The organism is Methylomagnum ishizawai (genome assembly GCF_900155475.1).
GTDB lineage: Bacteria > Pseudomonadota > Gammaproteobacteria > Methylococcales > Methylococcaceae > Methylomagnum > Methylomagnum ishizawai_A.
In genome coordinates this window covers 4045543-4063715 of sequence record NZ_FXAM01000001.1, presented here as the reverse complement: position 1 = coordinate 4063715, position 18173 = coordinate 4045543, and the positions used below count along the sequence as shown (strand labels likewise).

Below are 18173 nucleotides of genomic sequence, written 5' to 3'. Positions count from 1 at the left end.
CGCAGGGCTTGGGTTTCCGGGGTATCGGCGGGGGAGGGCGGGGACGGCGATGCGCCGCCGGGGGGGGGCCGGGCGGGGCGATGGCGAGCGGACGCAGTTCCGGCGTCCCGCCGAGGTGGGTGACTTGCAACTGGAGCCGGGTGCCGGGCGGGAGGTCGGCGGTGGTGGCGGCCACCAGGGTTTTGCCGCCGATTTGCAGTAGGAGGTTGGTGTCCGAGAGCTTGGCCCGGACCACGGCGGTCACCACATCGCCCAGTTTCAGTCCCGCCCCGCCCGGTCCCGGCGCGGGAGCCGGACCTATCGGAAGCGGCGTGCGGGTGATTTCCATGGTTCAGGCCAGCAGCAGGTGCTGGACCTGCCAGATGTCGTCCTTGGCCCGGTCCAGCACGTCCTGGCTCAGTTCGGTCGCGGACTGGCCCGCCAATAGCTTGCGGTAGGCGGGGGTTTGGTCCAGGTGCGGATGCTTGTGGACCTCCAGGCTGCCGACGAAGCTATGCAATTGCGCCAGGATCACCAGGTCGGTGTAATCGGCGGGGCCGGGACGCTCCAGCAGCCAATCCTCGGCGTGGCGGACGGTTTCCTCGAAATCCTTGGGGAAATCCCATTGCCGCAGGATCAAGACGCCCACCGGCGTCCTGAGCGCTTGCAAGGCCGTGTCGAGTTGGGCCGGATCGTCCAGCAAGCCGGGGTGGCGGTCGGCCAGGGTCAAAACCGGCACGCAGCCGATATCGTGGACCAAACCGGCCAGCATGGCGCGGTCGGGATCGAAGCCGCGCAGCTTATGGGCCAGCACCGCGCAGATGGCGGCGACATAGCCGCTGTGCGCCCACAGGGCGTTCATGCGTTTGCGGATTTGCGGGGATTGCGCCGTGAACACGGATTTGAGCGCGAAGCTGGTGATGAGGTGCTGGGCGGCTTTGAGACCGATGCGGGTCAGGGCTTCGGGGCAGCTCTCGATCTTCTTGCGGCCGGGGTAGAGCGGGCTGTTGGCGATATGGATCAACCGCGCCGTGATGGCGGGGTCGAGTTGCACCACGCGGGCGATGCGGGCGTTGTTGGCCTTCTCGTCGTTGATGGCTTTGCGGATTTTGAGCGAGATTTCCGGCAAGGTCGGCAGGACCAGCTTTTCCGCCCGCAAGTCTTGGTAGCACTGGCGGAGCAGTGGGTTATGCGCGTCCTCTTTGAAGGCGGCGGGTATGGCGGACACGGGGGTCTCCGGTTAGGCGGGGCGGTGGTGGGCTTCCGATACTAGGTTAGCGGCATTCCGGGGAGTTGTTGTATGCCCGTTTCATGGGGCGGGGATGGCACCGGCCCGGTTCCGGCCTTGAGCGCGGGCTTGGCCGACGACAACGCCGATTTTTATTGTGGTTGCACCGAATTTTCAGTACCCTGCACCGCGGTTTGCGCCGCCATGGAAACGGACAATCAATCCAATCCGCGTGCAGCCGCTCTTGACAAAGCGACGCATAGGAACCGGGCAGCCGAACAGGGAAACATCCCCGCCAATCCGCCGGTTCATCGGAAAAAGCCGGCATACCAAGCCAAGCAAGCAATAAGAAATTTGGAAACCCACTGACAGAGAAGAGAGAGGAGGAAATTATCGTGTTACAAGCAAATGCGTCGGTAATCATCGCATTATTGATGGGTATCGCCGGTATCGTCTATGTCAAATGGCAGCTCAAGCGGGTACTGTCCTGTGATGAGGGCAATGAGACCATGCGGAGTATCGCCGCCGCTATCCAGGAAGGCGCGTCCGCGTTCCTGAGCCGCGAATACCGTGTGTTGGCCATCTTCGTCGCCATCGTCGCCGCCATCATCGCCGCTTTCCTGGCGTGGCAGACCGCCGTGTGCTTCGTGGTGGGCGCGGTCGCTTCCGCCGGGGCTGGCTATCTCGGCATGTACGTGGCCGTCCGCTCCAATGTGCGTACCGCCGCCGCCGCCAGCCATGGCTTGCACCAAGGTTTGCGCGTCGCTTTCGGTTCGGGCGCGATCATGGGCATGTCGGTGGTGAGTTTCTCGCTGCTGGGCATGACCATCCTTTTCCTCATCTTCAGCGGCAGCCCCGAGCAGCTGACCTATGTCACCGGCTTCGGCTTCGGCGCCAGTTCTATCGCGCTGTTCGCCCGTGTCGGCGGCGGCATCTACACTAAGGCCGCCGACGTGGGCGCGGATTTGGTGGGCAAGGTCGAGAAGGGCATCCCCGAGGATGACCCCCGCAACCCCGCCGTGATCGCCGACAACGTGGGCGACAACGTGGGTGACGTGGCCGGTATGGGCGCGGATTTGTTTGAGTCCTATAGCTCCTCCATCATCGCCGCCGCGGCCTTGGGCGCTTCCTTGGGCGCGAATTCGCTGGCCTTCATCGGCTTGCCGTTCTTGATCGGCGCGGTGGGCGTGTTGGCTTCCCTCTACGGTATCTACATGGTGACCGCCGAGGATAATTGGAAAATCCGCCAAAGCACCAACCCGGTCCTGGTCCTCTTTAATAAGTTCGTCACCCAGATCGACGAAACCGCTTCCCTGCAAGCCTTGTTGGACGCGCTGCGCCGTTCGGTGTGGGGTGCTTCGGCCTTGATCGTTGTGTTTTCGCTGCTTGCCGTGTTGCTGACCGGCGTGAGCCTCAACTATTGGTTCGTGATCCTGGTCGGCCTGGTCGCGGGCAACGGCATCGCTTACGTGACCGAGTATTACACCTCGTACACCGAGAAGCCGGTCAAGTCGATTGCCGAAGCCTGCCAGACCGGCCCGGCCACCACCATCATCCAGGGCACCGCCGTGGGCATGATGAGCACCGTGTTCCCGGTCCTCATCACCGCCGTGGCGATCCTGGTCAGCATCTGGCTGGGCCATAAGGCCGATGGGTCGATCACCGCGGGTCTCTACGCCGTGGCCTTGGCCGGCGTGGGCATGCTCAGCACCCTGGGCGTGACCCTGGCCACCGACGCCTATGGCCCGGTCGCCGACAACGCCGGTGGCATCGCCGAGATGAGCCATCTGCCGGAAGAGGTCCGTCAGCGCACCGACGCCCTGGACAGCCTGGGCAACACCACCGCCGCCACCGGCAAGGGTTTCGCCATCGGTTCCGCCGTGCTGACCGCGCTGGCCTTGTTGGGCGCTTACATCACCGCCGCCAAGATCGATTCCCTGAGCATCCTGGCCCCGACCATGCTGCCCGGTATCCTGATCGGCGCGATGCTGCCGTTCTTGTTCTCCGCCATGACCATGAGCGCGGTGGGCAAGGCCGCTTATAACATCGTGTTGGAAGTGCGCCGCCAGTTCCAGGAAATCCCCGGCCTGATGGAAGGCACCGGCAAGCCCGACTACGCCGCTTGCGTGGGCATCTCCACCGAAGGCGCCCTGAAGGAAATGATGATCCCCGGCACCATGGCTGTGGTGGTGCCTTTGATTGTCGGTTTCGTGCTGGGCAAGGAAGCCTTGGCCGGCCTGTTGATCGGCACCACCGCGTCCGGCTTCCTGCTGGCTGTGATGATGGCGAACGCCGGCGGCGCTTGGGACAACGCCAAGAAGTGGATCGAAACCGGGCAGTACGGTGGCAAGGGCTCCGACGCCCATAAGGCCGCCGTGGTGGGCGACACCGTGGGCGATCCCTTCAAGGACACCTCCGGTCCCTCGCTCAACATCCTCATCAAGCTGATGAGCATCGTGAGCTTGGTATTCGCCAGTGCCTTCGGTTCGGGCTGGTTGAGCTTCTAAACCGACCGTCCTTCCGGGCCGATAACAAAGCCCGTCCCCCTCACGGGGGGCGGGCTTTTTGTTTGGGCGGCGGGCGGGTTGGTCCGGCGCTGCTCGTGCGCTGCGGAGGATTCCCAGGATGCCTGGGTTTTGGCGATACTCTGCCGCTTCTGCGCCATCAACCCACAGGAACCTCCCTTGCCCGCCGAACAACTCCTTTGGTCCTTCGTCCACCGTCCCTATGTCACCGCCTTCCTGGTCTTCTTCCTGGCCCTGTCCTGGCTGGAACAGGGCGGGCGGCGCACCGCGTTCTGGGTCGTCACCAGCTACCTCGTGGCCCTCGCCGCCGAATGGGGCAGCATCAACCACGGTATTCCTTTCGGGGTCTACGTCTACCACTACGACGCGCTCCAGAACGATCTGGTGGTCTTGGGCGTGCCATTCTTCGACACGCTGTCGTTTTCCTTCCTGAGCTATGTCAGCTTCTCGTTCGCGCAGTTCTTCCTCTCGCCCTTGTCGGTGCGCGGGCTGGATGTGCGCCGCGCCACCCCGCCCCAGGTCCGGGGCTCCTGGGCCGCGCTGCTGCTGGGTTCGTTCCTGATGACTGTGGTGGACTTGGTCGTCGATCCCATCGCCAACCTGGGCAAATATTGGTTCCTTGGCGACATCTACCATTACCCCGACCCCGGCATCCATTTCGGCGTGACCTTCGCCAACTATTGCGGCTGGTTCGTGGTGGCCGCCACCACCATCGCCATCAACCAACGGCTCGATGCGGCGCTGGCCCGGCGCGGCCATCCCCCGCCCGATGCCACGGCGTGGCCCGGCCTCGGCGGGTTCGCGCCCTGCTTCTGGGCCGGGATCGTGCTGTTCCAACTGGGGGTGACGTGGTGGGTGGCGTATAGCGGCCAGCCCGGTTTGGACGCGGCCCGCGTCCAACTCCAGGCGGTGACCGGCAGCTATATCCTGGCCCCGGTTTTGGTCCTGGCGGCGGCGCGGCTGGCCAATCCCGGTCCGGGGTCGACTGGATAACTGGCGGGATTCAGAGAGGTTCCGGTCCATCTGGCCCAGAATAGGCCGAGCAATGCCAAAATATAATAGGCGGGCACGGTAATATCGCGTTTGACCAGCCACAGATAATGGAATACCGCCGCTATCGCGATTCCATAGGTCAGGCGGTGCAAGAGCTTCCAATTGCGCCCGCCCATCCGTTTCATCATGGTATGGGTGGAGGTTAGCGCCAGGGGAATCATCAACACGAAGGCCAGGCAGCCCGCCGCGATATAAGGACGGAAAGCGATATCCTTGAGGATTTCCCGCCAGTCGAAAAACTGGTCGAATATCAAATAGGCCAGGACGTGCAGACAGGCATAGAAGAAAGCATATAAAGCCAACGTCCTACGCAGGCGCATCAGCCAATTCCAGCCCAGTAGCCGCCGCAAAGGCGTCACGGCCAGCGTCGCCATCAGCAGGTTGAGGGACCAAATCCCGGTGGTATGGGTGATGTCCGCCACCGGGTCCGGGCCGAACACAGCGAGGACGGCGGCGGCGAGCAAGCGGGCACCGGGAATCAGGCAGGCTATGAACAGGGCGAGCTTGAGATGGGCGATTTGGGTTGGCGAAGGGTGTCGCATGGAAATTCCGCCTTGATCCGTTATTCTTGGCGACCCGGCCATGCGGCGGGTCTGGAGCGCGGGCTTGGATGGGTCCGTACAAACTCAAGCTTGTACTCCAGCCTATTTTGGGTTTCATGAATCAACGATAGGATTTCACAGGGGCAAGAAATCCCTATCATGCGGCATATATAAAATCCCAGGTATTCTATTGCGCCCGCTGATACCGCCCGCTATAGGCTCCGCTCCAAGCTGGTTGCGATAGCTTGGAGCGGAAACCCGGCTATTTGGTTCCGAACCAAAACCATCCGGCGCGGTCTTACTGGCGCAAAGCGGTTATCGATAAGGAGTGCCACCATGTCGGATTCCTCATTAAACCTCATCGCCGACCCCTTCGTCCGTGCCGTCACCGCCGGAGTGAATGACGATCTCCTCGCCTTGCTGGTCATCCTGTCTTTGTTCGGGCTCGCCCTAGCCGAACACCGGCGGCCTTTCCTGCGGCCCGGAATCCGGGCGCTCAAGACCTCCTATTGCACCAATGTCTGTCTTTTCCTATTCAACGATATCACCCTGTCCCTGCTGTCGATCCCGACCCTGTATTTCGTGGCGCAACGGCTTGACGGCCTGGGTTGGTTGAGCGGTATGGAGGAGGGGGTGGCCAAGTATGTCTTGACCTTGGTTCTGTTGGATTTCGCGATGTATGTCTGGCATTACGCGACCCATCATTGCGACGCTTTGTGGATTTTTCACAAGGTCCACCATAGCGACCGCACCTTGAATGTCACCACCGGCTTGCGTTTCCATATGGGGGAGCTATTCCTGGAAGTGTTGGTGCGGGTGGCGTTCATCGGCTTGATCGGGGTGGCGGCGAACGCGGTCTGGGTCGGGCAGACCATCATCACCTTGTTCGTGCTGTTCCACCACACCAATGTCAGCTTTCCCGCCGAGCGCGTCCTGTCCAAGCTGTTCATCGTGCCGAGGCTCCACAGATTGCACCATTCCACCCTGCGCTGGCAGCACGATAGCAATTACGGGGCGATCTTCTCGATCTGGGACCGGATGTTCGGCACCCTGGCCGAGCAGGAACCCGCCGCCATCGGTCTGGACGGGGTCGGCGAGTTGCGTTTCTTCGACTTGCTCAAATATGGGTTGACCCGCCGCATCCAGTTCAAACATGGGCCGGTGTTCGGCCATGCGCTGCGGGACGCGGTGAAAAAAGCTTCGTACCTGTAAGTTCCGTCCGCCGCCCGTCATGCCGTAGCCCGGATTCCGCTATCGCCGCATCCGGGCCGCTTTTCCCGCCCCGTTCCGGTGCCAGGCTTGCTTTCCGCACGCCCATCGCGGTGTTTCCGAACCGTGGTGGACATGGACGCCGCCGTATCCGGTTTTATAATTGCAGCAAAATCAAGGCCGACCCCCAAGTCGCGCCCACCGGCTTAGCCATCGCAAGTCTTCCGTTGCCAGCGCGCCCCAGGGCTGGCATGCCGGAGCCTTGTCCCCTGCCCACACCCTGATCGAAAACTCGCCACCATGATCAATGCCAACATCCCCTATATTTCCGGCTATCCGCAACTCAAGAAACTGCGGATAGCCCTGGCGGTTTACCAAGCCACGAAACTGCTGTCCAAGCTCCAACAAGAATCCGAGGGCACGGTTTCCCACGATCAATCCAAACGGGTGACTTATCTGACCGCGCTGTTTTCGCGCATCCACCGCGACCTGTTCCACGATTGGAAGGAACAAGCCTCCGCCCCGCACCGACCCGGCAGCATGACCGACGCCGACAAGCGCCGCGAATTCCGCGCCACCATCGAGCGCTTGGTCTTGGACGGCGAGGCCAACCGCGACACCGCGTTCTTCGATAACAACGGCTTCGTCATCAAGACCGACAACATCGCCGAGCGCCTGGCCGCGTTCTACCACAAGATGCGCAGTGTCCGGCCCTTCGCCTACGGCAACCGCATCACCCTGGATTTCTTCATGTCGGCGCTGGGAAATTTGCCCGCGTTCAAGGCGGTGTACGAGCAGGGCATCGATTTCCGGCGGCTGGAAGCCGCCGATGCCACCGCCTTGCACGATCCCGGCACCGGCATCGAGGTCATCACCGTAGCCTTCGAACACGCCCTGGACCCGACCCGCACCAAGAGCCTGGAAAACATGCCCAACGGCTATGGGCGCTGGCCGGAGAACAAGAAATTCGTGACGGCGATTCCCTTCCTCTCGCATCGCACCCCCGATGGTATCGATTGCCTGGTGACGGTGAACGGCGGCTTGGTGCCCTTGGACAGCGTCAAGGACCGGCTGTCGATCCCAGGCAAGCAAATCGCCGATTATCCTTTGAGCCTGTCGGAGAACATCATCGGCTATCTGCCCGGCACCGAGCATTTGCGGGTGGCGGGCAAGACCGAGATCGACGGCATCCAGGTCGGCGAGAACGGCGTCGCGCCTTTGTTCTGCCTGGATATCAATATGCTGACCGGGCTGCGTTCGCCCAGCCATACCGAGTTGCTGGAAGTGCTGAAGGAATGCGAGGGCGATCATGCCTCGGTGTTCAGCCTCGCCAATAACAAGCGGCTCAAGAACAAACTGCTGGCCGCCGCCAGCGGCGATTCCCGCCTGGAACGCACCATCGAAATCGCCTACGAACGGTTGGGCAAGATCAGCCGCAAGCTCGATGCCTGCCTGGACAAGATTTACGAGCATAAACATCCCGTCGCCAATCCCAAGCTGTTCATGTGCCTGGGCGGGGCGGGGTCCGGCAAGAGCGCGGTGGAGGAAATCGCCAGGGCGCAATGCGGCGACAATTTCGTCACCACCTCGCTGGACGAATTCCGCAAGGAAAGCGACCTCTACACCGTGCTGACCGCCGCCAACCACCATTCCGACGACTATGTGTTCGTCGAGCCCTTCGCCAACCGCCTGCGCGACATGGTGGCGAACTACGCCCAGGAGGAGCGCTTCAACCTGCTCTACGACGGCACCGGCATTCCTTACAAGCCGCGCTATTCGACCATCGTCGAGATTTTCCGCGCCGCTGATTTCGAGGTGCAGATGACGGCGGTGGACGCCTTCATCGTCAAGCCGGAAGGGCGCGAGACCGAACTGACCCGGTCCTCGGTGGCGGGCACGGTGAAGCAGCGCTTCGACCGCACCGGACGCGCCCTGCCCTGGGTCATCACAGTGGACAAGCATATCCGGGCACCGGGCTCGTTCCTGGACGCGCTGGAGCATCTGGCTTTGCAGAAACTGTCGCTGTTCGCCAACGACGCCGGGGCCAACGAGCATTATCTGGTGGCGGAAAGCTTCGATTTCTCGGACTACGAGGTCGAGGAGTTGCAGGACCACCAGCGGACGGGCAGCCTGGCCCAACACCTCAAGACCCTGGTCCGCACCCGGAGCGACTCCGTCCTCCACATCCTGGCCAAGGGCGACCCGGAGTCCATCGAAACCCTGATGGCCCGCAATCCGGTGTTCAACGAGAACAACGTCGCCTATCAGGTCTACAGCAACAAGAATGGGCACCGGGTGCTGTTGGTTTATAACGTCCGGCGCATGGTGGATTTCGTGGAGAAGCGGCAGTTGAACCCCAACGCCTCGGGCGAACAGGGTTTGCTGCACAAGCCGGTGGCGATGGCTTTCCATATCGATCCCAGCACCGCCGAACCTTGGAAAACGCGCTTGCAGAACTGCCCGCCGCCGGAGCCGCCGCCCGCTACGGCGTGAGCTTTCCGGCCATCGTTCCCACGGTTTCCATAACCCCACGAGGAACTTCCCATGCGCTTCGGCAAACCATGCTTTATCCTGGGCTTCTTGGCGCTGTCCGGGGTTCTATCCTGGAGCGCGGGCGGATTCCGCGAGGCCCTGGGCACTTTGCGCCTGTTCGCCACTCCGGCCCCGGCCCATCTGCCCATGCCGGTCGCGGGCGTGCGGGCGGTGGACATCCGCGATAGCTGGGGTGCGCCCCGGCCCGGTGGACGCCGCCATCAGGGCATCGATATCTTCGCGCCCAGGGGACGGGCCATCCTCAGCACCACGCCGGGACTGGTGGTCGCGGTCGGGCATAACCGCCTGGGCGGGAACGTCGTGCGGGTGTTGGGACCGGGGGCCGAATGGCATTATTACGCCCATCTGGACGCCTTCGGCCCGGTCCGGCCCGGCCTATGGATTCCGGCGGGAACCTTGCTCGGCTATGTCGGCGACTCGGGCAACGCCAAGGGCACGCCCAGCCATCTGCATTACGGCATCTACCATGCGGGCGGGGCGGTCAATCCCTATCCCCGGCTGACCGACAATCCTCGGTCCGCACAAGCCCAGGGTCCGCGCCCGCTCCAGACCGGGGCCAGGAAAGGCTGAGCGGCGGGCGCCCATCCAACCCCACAGGAAGTTCCAACCATGCCGCATTTCCTCGGTGCCTGGTTCGACCCGGCCCAAAGCCCCGACGCAATCCTGCTGGAACAAGTCCGCGCCGCCGCCATCGAACGGGCGGTCGATAAGACCGATCCCCGCCTCAGGGCGCTGGACCATTACCGCGAACGTCTGCACACACCCGTGGCGCGGGCCTTGTCCCATGTCATCGGCCTGGTCGACCGGCTGCCCGCCCCGGTCGAGATCAGTCCCGGCCAGTACGGCCACGATCCCCGGCTCAAAACGCTGTTCGCCTCGGCGGAACACCTGGGCGAGGTGCTGGGCCGGTTCCAGGGCGTGCGGGAGTACTTGGCGCAGCGGCCCGGTCCGGCCCCGGACGATATCTACGGACTCCTGGCCACCGCCAAGCGGGAGAAACAGATCTTGGGCATGGCCTTGGAAGACGGCCTCGTGCGGCGGGATGTGCTGCAAACCGCCATCAGTTTCGAGGACCATCAATACTTCGCGCCCAGCGACAGCGAAGCCGCCGCCCGCGCCGCGCTCACCACCCTGGCGTTCGATTTCCTGCTGCTGCAAGCCCGCCAAGCCATCGCGGCGCATAAAACCCGGCGCGGCGAACTGACCCGGCAGCGCCAACGGCTGCGGCGGCGCTTGCTGTCCCCGGACGCCGATCCCGCCGCGGTCGCGGGCCTGGAAGCGGATATCGCGGCCATCGACGAGGAACTGGGCTGTTTCAGCGGTATCGAACTGGGCCTCGAAGACAGCCTGCGCCATGTCGAAAGCCTGCTGGGCGAGGCTGAACGCTGGCTCACCGTCCAGCCGTTTCGGATGAGCCTGGATTACCGCAATGTCCAGACCACGGTGTCCGAGGTCTTGGAGATGAGCGAAGCCGCCGCGTTGGACGGTACCCGGCGGATCGTGTTGTTTGGCCGGATTCCCCGCCGCCAGTTGCCGGAGCCGAAGGATATGCTGAAACTCGGTCGGGCCTATCTCGGTACTTGATGGGGCGGGGTTGGACCCGGTGGGTTCTACAAAAAGCTTCCGGCTTTTCGGCGTGATGGCAGGGGGCGACTGTCTTGGGGAATTGCAATTCAAGACGACTGGTCGTATAAGAGCCGGGTTTATCGGGTCCGTTTTTCCGGCCCCAGGTGATCGGCGCGGCGTGTTCCGCCGCGCCGTTTGAGTTTTTCTCCGGGCCGCCCCGAACGGGAGGTCCGGCCCACCCCGTGGAATGAGCCATGACACTACGTTTGAGCGAGATCGACTCAGGCAAATTGGAGCAATTGCAGGGCAAGGTGATCGGCGATGTCGCCGGATCGATGGGCTTGCTGATGGCCTATATCGGCGACAAGCTCGACCTTTACAGCGCCCTGGCCGAGATCAGCCCCGCCACCAGCTTGGAACTGGCCGAAAGCACCGGCATGGACGAGCGCTATCTCCGGGAATGGCTATCCGCCAACGCGGCGGCGGGTTATGTGGAGTACGACGCCGCCGAGGGCCGGTTCGCGCTGACGCCGGAGCAGGCGGTCGTATTCGCCGCCGAGGGCCATCCGGCCTGTATGCAGGGTTTTTTCGAGGCGGTCATGTCGGTCTATTTCGACGAGGCCAAGGTGCGCGAGGTATTCCGCAGCGGGCAGGGCTTGCCTTGGAGCGATCATAGCCCCTGCCTATTCTGCGGCACCGAGCGCTTTTTCCGGCCCATGTACGCGATGAACTTGATCGACGCTTGGTTGCCCGCGCTCGATGGGGTCAAGGCCAAGCTCGAAGCCGGGGCTAAGGTCGCCGATATCGGTTGCGGCCATGGTTCCTCCACTATCCTCATGGCGCGGGCGTTTCCGAATTCGACCTTCCATGGCTTTGATTTCCACGGGCCATCCATCGAACATGCCCGCGAACGGGCCAGGGCGGCGGGCGTTGCGGCCAACACCATTTTCGAGGTGGTGACGGCGAAGGACTATCCCGGCCATGGCTACGATCTGGTGACGATCTTCGACGCCCTGCACGATATGGGCGATCCGGTGGGCGCGGTCCGGCATGTCGCCTCGACCTTGGCCGAGGGCGGGACGTTCATGCTGGTCGAGCCGTTCGCGGGTGATCGCCTGGAGGACAACCTGCATCCCTTGGGGCAGATTTATTATTCGTTCTCGACCCTGGTGTGCGTGCCCGCGTCCAAGTCGCAGGAGGTCGGCTTGGGTTTGGGGGCGCAGGCCGGGCAGAAGCGGCTGGCCGAGGTGTTGAACGCGGGGGACTTCAGCCGGGTGCGGCGGGCGGCGGTGACGCCGACCAATTTGGTGTTGGAGGCGAGGGTTTAAACTGTGCATCCGCGCTTGGCCTAGGGGGTGGGCGCGGCTTGTTGATATGGGTTAGATGCGGATCGTATCAATTGCAAGAGATGCGGTTTTTGTTGTTTCGCTACCGCATTGATGGACTTAAGGATGTGGGCAGAGGCTTGTATATATAAAATCCATGAAACGACCTACAGTTCGCCTTTGGTCTTCGATGTCATTGGTTGTCCAAGTATGATGGGAAGGGTTTAAACATTCTCGCCAATTATGCGCCTCATCGGCTAGGAGGCGGGAAATAAAACCTTTATCAAAAAGGCCATCAATTTTTTCGCCAAGCTGTAATTTTCCTGCATTAATCGTTTGTAATTGTCTTGAATATCGGAAAGAAATTTCTGCCTCAAGAAAGATTCTAAGATCACCTGGGTTGTGAAGGTTGTTCTGACCATCTGCAAATTTCATAAGCTCGCGTGTTTTTCTCTCGTGTTCACTTTTTATAAATTCCTCTTTATCTTCAGGGCTAATTAAAGATGTATTATTGCTATGCTCAATGGTTAAAAGGCATATTGGATGATTTCGATAGTCTGATAACAATCGCGCCACATTGACATCATAATGGCTTAATATAATCACCTGTCGAACTTGCCGGTAAAGCTTGATGATTTCTTGGTGAACTGCGGTAATCCGGTCGCTATCAAAAGATGTTACGGGGTCATCCAATACAACGATAAGGGATTCTTTTATTTGGCGATCTAGATTTGATAGATAAGACCAAAATACAGCTAATGCTAAGGCTCTACGATCTGATTCGCTAAAAATGCTGGCCAAATCTTTTTCTGGTATAACTTGGCCTTTAAACAAGACTTTTAAGAAGTATATAGGGGTATGCCCGGATGAGTTGGTGGCCATTTCCAAGCTAAAGTGTTTGCTTCCAAACTCGGAAAACCATTTATTTAGCGAAACGAAAAACTTTTTTAGATATTCACTTTGCTGGGTTTTAAGCTCCTTTTCAAGTCTTGATGCTTCGTTGCCTAATCGCTCAATTTCTTCATCCAGCAATTTTAAACGCTTAACTTGTGTATCTTTCTGGGCACGGTCAAGCATGGTTCGCGCATCTTTTCCTAGCCCCTCTAATTCTTGTAGTTGTGAGCGAAGCTTTTCCGTATCTGCCCCTAGTTTAAATCTGGCTAGAAATATATTGGTGCATTGCGCGGAATCATTGTAAGAATCTATTTCTGTAGCAAGTTGCTGGATGATGTTTGAGATGGGATTTGCTGAAACAACTGTGATCTGTTTGTGAGGGGATTGCTTCTTAACTCGGCAAGCATCTTCTAGTATTTTAAAGGAGTTATTTTTGCTTGCTTCCCAAAGATCAATTAATCTCGCGATGTTTATTGCATGCTGATCAAGTTTCTCTAAAACCACTGAATAGCTTATGTCTGAGGTGAGTTCATGATAGGTCGCACAAATACGCCGATTGGATTCTAAAGTAAGGCGGATTTCCGAGGCGGGAAAAGCGCTTAGCTTTTCAAGCCCGTTGTCAATTGCTTTGATTACCTTATCTTCATGTTGTGTATAGGCATCATCAAAACTTTCGCGATATTTAGAAATAAGCTCTTTAGCGCATTCCCCTAGTGGCTGGCCGCAAAATTGACAAGATTCCCCGTTATTTTGTTGAAGCCCCTGTCTAATCCATGTATCTGCATTACCTTGTTTGGTGAAGTGCTTTTCAATGTGTTCTAGCACTTGTTGCTGCGCCTCTTTGTGGTGCGATTCAATGGAAAGTAATAGAGTATTATTTATTTCATCAAGGAAGCTATCAAAATTATAATTGAAGCCGATTAAATGACAGGTTTCGCGTGATTTTATTTTGTCTGTATTTTGAATTTGTTTTTTGATTTCTGAGTAATTGCTTCTAAGATCATCTGTGCGTTTTTGTAATTCATCGGTGGTCTCTGTAATTGTGAGGTTAAGAAAGTTTGGTAGGTGTTGGTCCTCAATCTCAGGAAAAGCATTCTGTCTAAGCTGGTTGCGCTCTCGTGTTTTATCCCCCTTCTGTTTTTTCTTATCCGCTATTATTTTGGCGGTTTTAACTCCTTCCGCACCCAAGATGAATGCGCTGAGACCTTCTTTTGTGGGCCTTGTGAACTGACGGGCTGAAAATATATTGTTATGGTAAAAGCCATCATCAAATACCGCTATTTTGATGTTAGATGCTCCATTATAATTCCAGCTTGAGTTTTGTAGGGAGACAACAGTTTCTTTCGTGTCGCCAGGGAATTTGAAAGCCAGCTTTGCTTCTTGCGGTTTATTATTATTTGGAATGGTTCGCCTTGCAGTAATAGGTGTAATATCATTTGTGGCAAGACTTGCAAGAAGCTCGGATAGTGTTGACTTACCATAAGTATTCCTTCCAAAAATCACAGATAACTCTGAGAATTCAGTTCCTCCGCAGGATGAGTCAACAAAGCGGCCAATGTTCGCAATCCTTGTAATTCTTTTAAGCATTTATTGCCTCTTATCAATACGGAATAATCCACAAAAACATTTCAGAGTTGTCATAATTTGAGCCGCGAAGAAAACCATCCATCGCGGCGAAAGCACTTCATGCTTCACTAACATGCCTTTCGCTCATAACACCACCTCCACCACATTCCCCACCGCCCCATCCCCCGCCCGGTTCACCCCATAGACGCGGTATTCCAGGTTCTTGCCCGTAGGCTGGTCCGCCAGCGTCGCTTCCGATACCACCGCATGGCCCGCCAACACCCAAGCCCCGTCCGGCAACTCGCGGCGCTGAATCTGATACGCCGCCACCTTGCCGCCCTCGGCGGGGTCTTTCCAATCCAGGAATACCACTCCCACCGCCTTGCGCTGGGCTTCCAACGCCCTGGGCTGTCCTGGCGGTTCCAAGCTGGTATTGGCGCGGGGCGCGGCCCAGCCGATCAAGGCCAGTTGCTCGGGCTTGGTGACGGCGCGTTCGGCATAGCGCAGCAGGGTGGTCATGTCTTCGGCTAGGGCTTCCCGCGAGGCGTCTTTTTTGGCGTGGGCGGCGGCGGCTTGGGTGTCCGCCGTAGTGGCGTCCTGGGCATCGGACAGAAAGGCCGCGAGCCGTTTCTGCAATTGGTTGATGGGGAAAGGCGGATTGGCGAAGAGATCGGTATGCTTGAGCAATCCGGTGATGATTTGCTGGGCCAGGGCGATAAGATCGGATTCACGGGTGGGAAAACGGGCCATGGTCTGTGTCCCTTATGTGATTGCTGGCTAGTCGCGAATATATCACAAGCCAGAAGTGAATCAACCCACAATCGGGCCGATCTGGACTAATGTGAATAAGTATATGAAAAGGCAAAAAATTTTTGCTGAAAACCGCGTTTCGAGTCGTCGATTCAGCGCGTGGAACCCACGATATCACGCGTAAAATCATTGATTCAAAGCGTAATATCGTCAACTTGGGGTGTGGGATGTTCGATTCGATGCCTTGAATGATCGATTCCATACGCCAAAAATAGGAAATGATGCGTGACCTTTTCGATACGAAGCGTCGAATCGGACGTTCGATGCGTGGGATTAGCGATAGGAAAAGCTTGATCCAAGAGCGCGAAGCCTGCGCCGCATACCGTGCCCCTCTTTCCGCCTATAATCTCGCCCCGATTTCCCAAAGGAAGGCCCGCCATGTCCCGCCCCATCCCCGACCTCCTCGCCCGCATCCGCGCCTTGGTCGCCCTGCCCACGGTCAGTTGCACCGATCCCCGTTACGACCAGAGCAATTTGCCGGTCATCCACCTCCTGGCCGAATGGCTGGAAGCCGTGGGTTTCCGCGCCGAAATCATGCCGGTCGGGGACGGCAAGGCCAATCTGGTCGCGAGCCTCGGCGGTCCCGCCGACCAGCCCGGCGGCTTGGTGCTGTCCGGCCATACCGACACCGTGCCTTGCAATCCCGAACTGTGGACCTCCGACCCATTCCGGGCCACCGAGCGCGACGGGCGTATCTACGGCCTCGGCAGTTGCGATATGAAAGGCTTCTTCTCGCTCGCCATTGAGGCCGCGTTGCGCTATGAGGCCAAGGCTTACCAACGGCCCTTGGTCATCCTCGCCACCGCCGACGAGGAAAGCTCCATGTCCGGTGCCCGCGCCCTCCTGGCCGAAAACCGGCGCTTGGGGCGGCAGGCCGTCATCGGCGAACCCACCGGACTCAAGCCCATCCGTTTGCACAAGGGCGTGATGATGGAAGCCATCACCGTGAAGGGCCGGGCCGGCCATTCCAGCGACCCGGCGCTAGGCGCGAACGCCCTCGACGGGATGCACGCCGTGATAAGCGAACTCCTGGCTTTCCGCGCCGAACTCAAGGCCAAGCACCGCCATCCGGCCTTCAAGGTCGATTACCCGACCTTGAACCTCGGTTCCATCCATGGCGGCGACAATCCCAACCGCATCTGCGGCTGCTGCGAAACCCAGATCGATATCCGGCCCTTGCCCGGTATGGATTTGGAGGAATTGCACCAAGTCTTGGCAAACCGGCTGGCTCCGGTGTTGGCGGGCTATCCCGGCCTGTCGTTGGAACTGCGCCGTTTGTTCGCGGGGCTACCGCCGTTCGAGACACCCGCCGGGGCCGGGATTGTCCGCGCCTGCGAGGCATTCACCGGGCAAGGGGCCGGGTCGGTGGCGTTCGGCACCGAAGCGCCGTTCCTCAGCCAACTCGGGATGGACACCGTGGTCATGGGACCGGGCTCTATCGACCAAGCCCACCAGCCCGACGAATACCTGCCGCTGGACCACATCGCCCCTGGAGTCGAGATGCTGGGCCGTTTGATCGAACGTTTCTGCCTGAATCCCGCTGCATGATGAAGCCGTCCGATTTCGTCCGCTGGTTCCGCGGTTCTTCGCCTTATATCCACGCCCATCGCGGCAAGACCTTCGTGATTTATTTCGGCGGTGAGGCGGTCGGCGATCCCGGTTTCGCCGATCTGGTCCACGATTTCGCCTTGCTCAACAGCCTGGGGGTACGGCTGGTGCTGGTGCATGGCATCCGCCCGCAGATCGATAGCCGCCTCGCCCGCCAAGGCTGCCAAGCCCAGTACCAGAACGGCCTACGCATCACCGACCGGGTCGCGTTGGAATGCGTCAAGGAAGCGGCGGGCACGGTGCGGGTGGAGATCGAAGCCTTGTTTTCGACCGGGCTGGCCAATTCGCCCATGGCCGGGGCGCGGGTACGGGTGGCGTCCGGCAATTTCGTGGCCGCCAAGCCGGTGGGAGTGCGCGACGGGGTGGATTTCCAGCATACCGGCGAGGTGCGCCGGGTCGATGCCGAGGGCTTGAACGCCGTGTTGGCGCGGGGCGATGTGGCTTTGCTGTCCGCCGTGGGTTATTCACCAACCGGGGAAATCTTCAATCTGCGTTCCGAGCAGGTCGCCACCGCCGCCGCCATCGCGCTCAAGGCCGACAAGCTGCTGTTGCTGACCGAGGAGGAATGCCTGTCCTTGCGCGAAGACCGCTTGCTGCGCCAGATCACCACCGCCGAGGCCCGCGCCTTGTTAGGCGAGGCCGCTGCCTTGGCACCCGAGGTGGCCCCGCATCTGAAGGCGGCGGTCCAAGCTTGCGAGGCGGGTGTGGGGCGGGCGCATTTGCTGGACCGCCATATCGACGGGGCTCTCCTGCTGGAATTGTTCACCCGCGATGGTGTGGGCACCTTGGTCAGCCGCGCTCCGTTCGAGACCTTACGGGCGGCCCTGGTGCAGGATGTGGCGGGGATTTTGGATTTATTGCGGCCCTTGGAGCAAAAAGGTGTCCTCGTCACCCGTTCGCGCGAGCGGTTGGAATCGGATATCGGCGATTACACTGTGATCGAGCGCGACGGGATGATCGTCGGTTGTGCGGCCTTGCACCGTTTTCCCGAGGCGCGGATGGGCGAATTGGCCTGTCTGGCGCTGCACGGCGACTATCGCGGCGAGAACCGGGGCGAGCGCTTGTTGGCGCATATCGAGGGGAAGGCGGTCGGTATGGGATTCGAGCGCTTGTTCGTGCTGACGACCCAGACCGCCCATTGGTTCCGCGAGCGCGGTTTCGAGCCCGCCGAGGTGGCGGATTTGCCGGAAACCCGGCGGGCCGCCTACAACCCCCGGCGCAATTCCAAGGTGTTGATTAAAAGCCTGTGACGGGGAGGATGTCATCGCTTCGTTGTGCGACCGACATCGAACCGCAAAATCCTGGCGGGATAATC

14 protein-coding genes are annotated in these 18173 nt (G+C 59.8%); 10 read left to right on the top strand and 4 right to left on the bottom strand.

The features are described from left to right. Positions 1-49: 49 nt before the first annotated feature. A complete protein-coding gene (locus B9N93_RS25635; RefSeq protein WP_176225318.1) occupies positions 50-202 on the top strand; it encodes a hypothetical protein in 153 nt (50 codons plus the stop codon). A 129-nt stretch (positions 203-331) separates the two neighbouring features. Here B9N93_RS25635 and B9N93_RS18200 read toward each other — a convergent pair whose 3' ends face one another. Next, the gene (locus B9N93_RS18200; RefSeq protein WP_085215655.1) at positions 332-1207 is read right to left on the bottom strand and encodes an HDOD domain-containing protein; all 876 of its coding nucleotides are present in this window, start codon (positions 1205-1207) and stop codon (positions 332-334) included. A 434-nt stretch (positions 1208-1641) separates the two neighbouring features. Here B9N93_RS18200 and B9N93_RS18195 point away from each other — a divergent pair, with 434 nt between their 5' ends. Continuing rightward, positions 1642-3714 carry a sodium-translocating pyrophosphatase gene (locus B9N93_RS18195; RefSeq protein WP_439897120.1) on the top strand — a complete coding sequence of 691 codons (2073 nt, stop codon included), beginning with the start codon at positions 1642-1644 and terminating at the stop codon, positions 3712-3714. 129 nt (positions 3715-3843) lie between these two features. Then, positions 3844-4725, top strand: coding sequence for a carotenoid biosynthesis protein (locus B9N93_RS18190; protein WP_176225317.1), 882 nt, complete (start codon positions 3844-3846; stop codon positions 4723-4725). Here B9N93_RS18190 and B9N93_RS18185 read toward each other — a convergent pair. Then, positions 4653-5327: a protein-methionine-sulfoxide reductase heme-binding subunit MsrQ gene (locus B9N93_RS18185; protein WP_085215652.1), complete on the bottom strand. Its 675-nt coding sequence runs from the start codon at positions 5325-5327 to the stop codon at positions 4653-4655. The two genes, B9N93_RS18190 and B9N93_RS18185, sit on opposite strands and share 73 nt — an antisense overlap. Positions 5328-5663: 336 nt before the next feature. Between B9N93_RS18185 and B9N93_RS18180 the strand changes: the two genes are divergently transcribed. From B9N93_RS18180 to B9N93_RS18160, 5 genes are all read left to right on the top strand, one after another. Further along, positions 5664-6539, top strand: coding sequence for a sterol desaturase family protein (locus B9N93_RS18180; RefSeq protein ID WP_085215651.1), 876 nt, complete (start codon positions 5664-5666; stop codon positions 6537-6539). A gap of 297 nt (positions 6540-6836) precedes the next feature. Then, a complete protein-coding gene (locus B9N93_RS18175) occupies positions 6837-9029 on the top strand; it encodes a zeta toxin family protein (RefSeq protein WP_085215650.1) in 2193 nt (730 codons plus the stop codon). A 51-nt stretch (positions 9030-9080) separates the two neighbouring features. After that, positions 9081-9659 (top strand): M23 family metallopeptidase, encoded by a 579-nt coding sequence (locus B9N93_RS18170; protein WP_085215649.1) that lies wholly within the window; start codon positions 9081-9083, stop codon positions 9657-9659. Positions 9660-9698: 39 nt separating this feature from the next. Continuing rightward, positions 9699-10673 (top strand): hypothetical protein, encoded by a 975-nt coding sequence (locus B9N93_RS18165; RefSeq protein WP_085215648.1) that lies wholly within the window; start codon positions 9699-9701, stop codon positions 10671-10673. A gap of 236 nt (positions 10674-10909) precedes the next feature. Beyond that, positions 10910-11983 (top strand): class I SAM-dependent methyltransferase, encoded by a 1074-nt coding sequence (locus B9N93_RS18160; protein WP_085215647.1) that lies wholly within the window; start codon positions 10910-10912, stop codon positions 11981-11983. Positions 11984-12100: 117 nt separating this feature from the next. Here the strand turns inward: B9N93_RS18160 and B9N93_RS18155 are convergent, their stop codons facing one another. Then, positions 12101-14461 (bottom strand): AAA family ATPase, encoded by a 2361-nt coding sequence (locus tag B9N93_RS18155; protein WP_085215646.1) that lies wholly within the window; start codon positions 14459-14461, stop codon positions 12101-12103. Positions 14462-14584: 123 nt separating this feature from the next. Further along, positions 14585-15190: a fibronectin type III domain-containing protein gene (locus tag B9N93_RS18150; protein ID WP_085215645.1), complete on the bottom strand. Its 606-nt coding sequence runs from the start codon at positions 15188-15190 to the stop codon at positions 14585-14587. Between the two features lie 438 nt (positions 15191-15628). Here B9N93_RS18150 and argE point away from each other — a divergent pair, with 438 nt between their 5' ends. Together argE and argA are read left to right on the top strand one after the other, a co-directional pair. Beyond that, the gene (gene argE / locus B9N93_RS18145) at positions 15629-16798 is read left to right on the top strand and encodes an acetylornithine deacetylase (RefSeq protein ID WP_085215644.1); all 1170 of its coding nucleotides are present in this window, start codon (positions 15629-15631) and stop codon (positions 16796-16798) included. Then, positions 16795-18108: an amino-acid N-acetyltransferase gene (gene argA / locus B9N93_RS18140; protein WP_125469051.1), complete on the top strand. Its 1314-nt coding sequence runs from the start codon at positions 16795-16797 to the stop codon at positions 18106-18108. The genes argE and argA overlap by 4 nt, the downstream gene beginning before the upstream one ends. Positions 18109-18173 lie beyond the last annotated feature (65 nt).

Coding starts and splice junctions, on each gene's coding strand:
- B9N93_RS18165 (WP_085215648.1), top strand. CDS start 9,699: ATGCCGCATTTCCTCGGTGCCTGGTTCGACCCGGCCCAAAGCCCCGAC.
- B9N93_RS18180 (WP_085215651.1), top strand. CDS start 5,664: ATGTCGGATTCCTCATTAAACCTCATCGCCGACCCCTTCGTCCGTGCC.
- argA (WP_125469051.1), top strand. CDS start 16,795: ATGATGAAGCCGTCCGATTTCGTCCGCTGGTTCCGCGGTTCTTCGCCT.
- B9N93_RS18170 (WP_085215649.1), top strand. CDS start 9,081: ATGCGCTTCGGCAAACCATGCTTTATCCTGGGCTTCTTGGCGCTGTCC.
- B9N93_RS25635 (WP_176225318.1), top strand. CDS start 50: ATGCGCCGCCGGGGGGGGGCCGGGCGGGGCGATGGCGAGCGGACGCAG.
- B9N93_RS18175 (WP_085215650.1), top strand. CDS start 6,837: ATGATCAATGCCAACATCCCCTATATTTCCGGCTATCCGCAACTCAAG.
- B9N93_RS18150 (WP_085215645.1), bottom strand. CDS start 15,190: ATGGCCCGTTTTCCCACCCGTGAATCCGATCTTATCGCCCTGGCCCAG.
- B9N93_RS18195 (WP_439897120.1), top strand. CDS start 1,642: ATGGGTATCGCCGGTATCGTCTATGTCAAATGGCAGCTCAAGCGGGTA.
- argE (WP_085215644.1), top strand. CDS start 15,629: ATGTCCCGCCCCATCCCCGACCTCCTCGCCCGCATCCGCGCCTTGGTC.
- B9N93_RS18160 (WP_085215647.1), top strand. CDS start 10,910: ATGACACTACGTTTGAGCGAGATCGACTCAGGCAAATTGGAGCAATTG.
- B9N93_RS18155 (WP_085215646.1), bottom strand. CDS start 14,461: ATGCTTAAAAGAATTACAAGGATTGCGAACATTGGCCGCTTTGTTGAC.
- B9N93_RS18185 (WP_085215652.1), bottom strand. CDS start 5,327: ATGCGACACCCTTCGCCAACCCAAATCGCCCATCTCAAGCTCGCCCTG.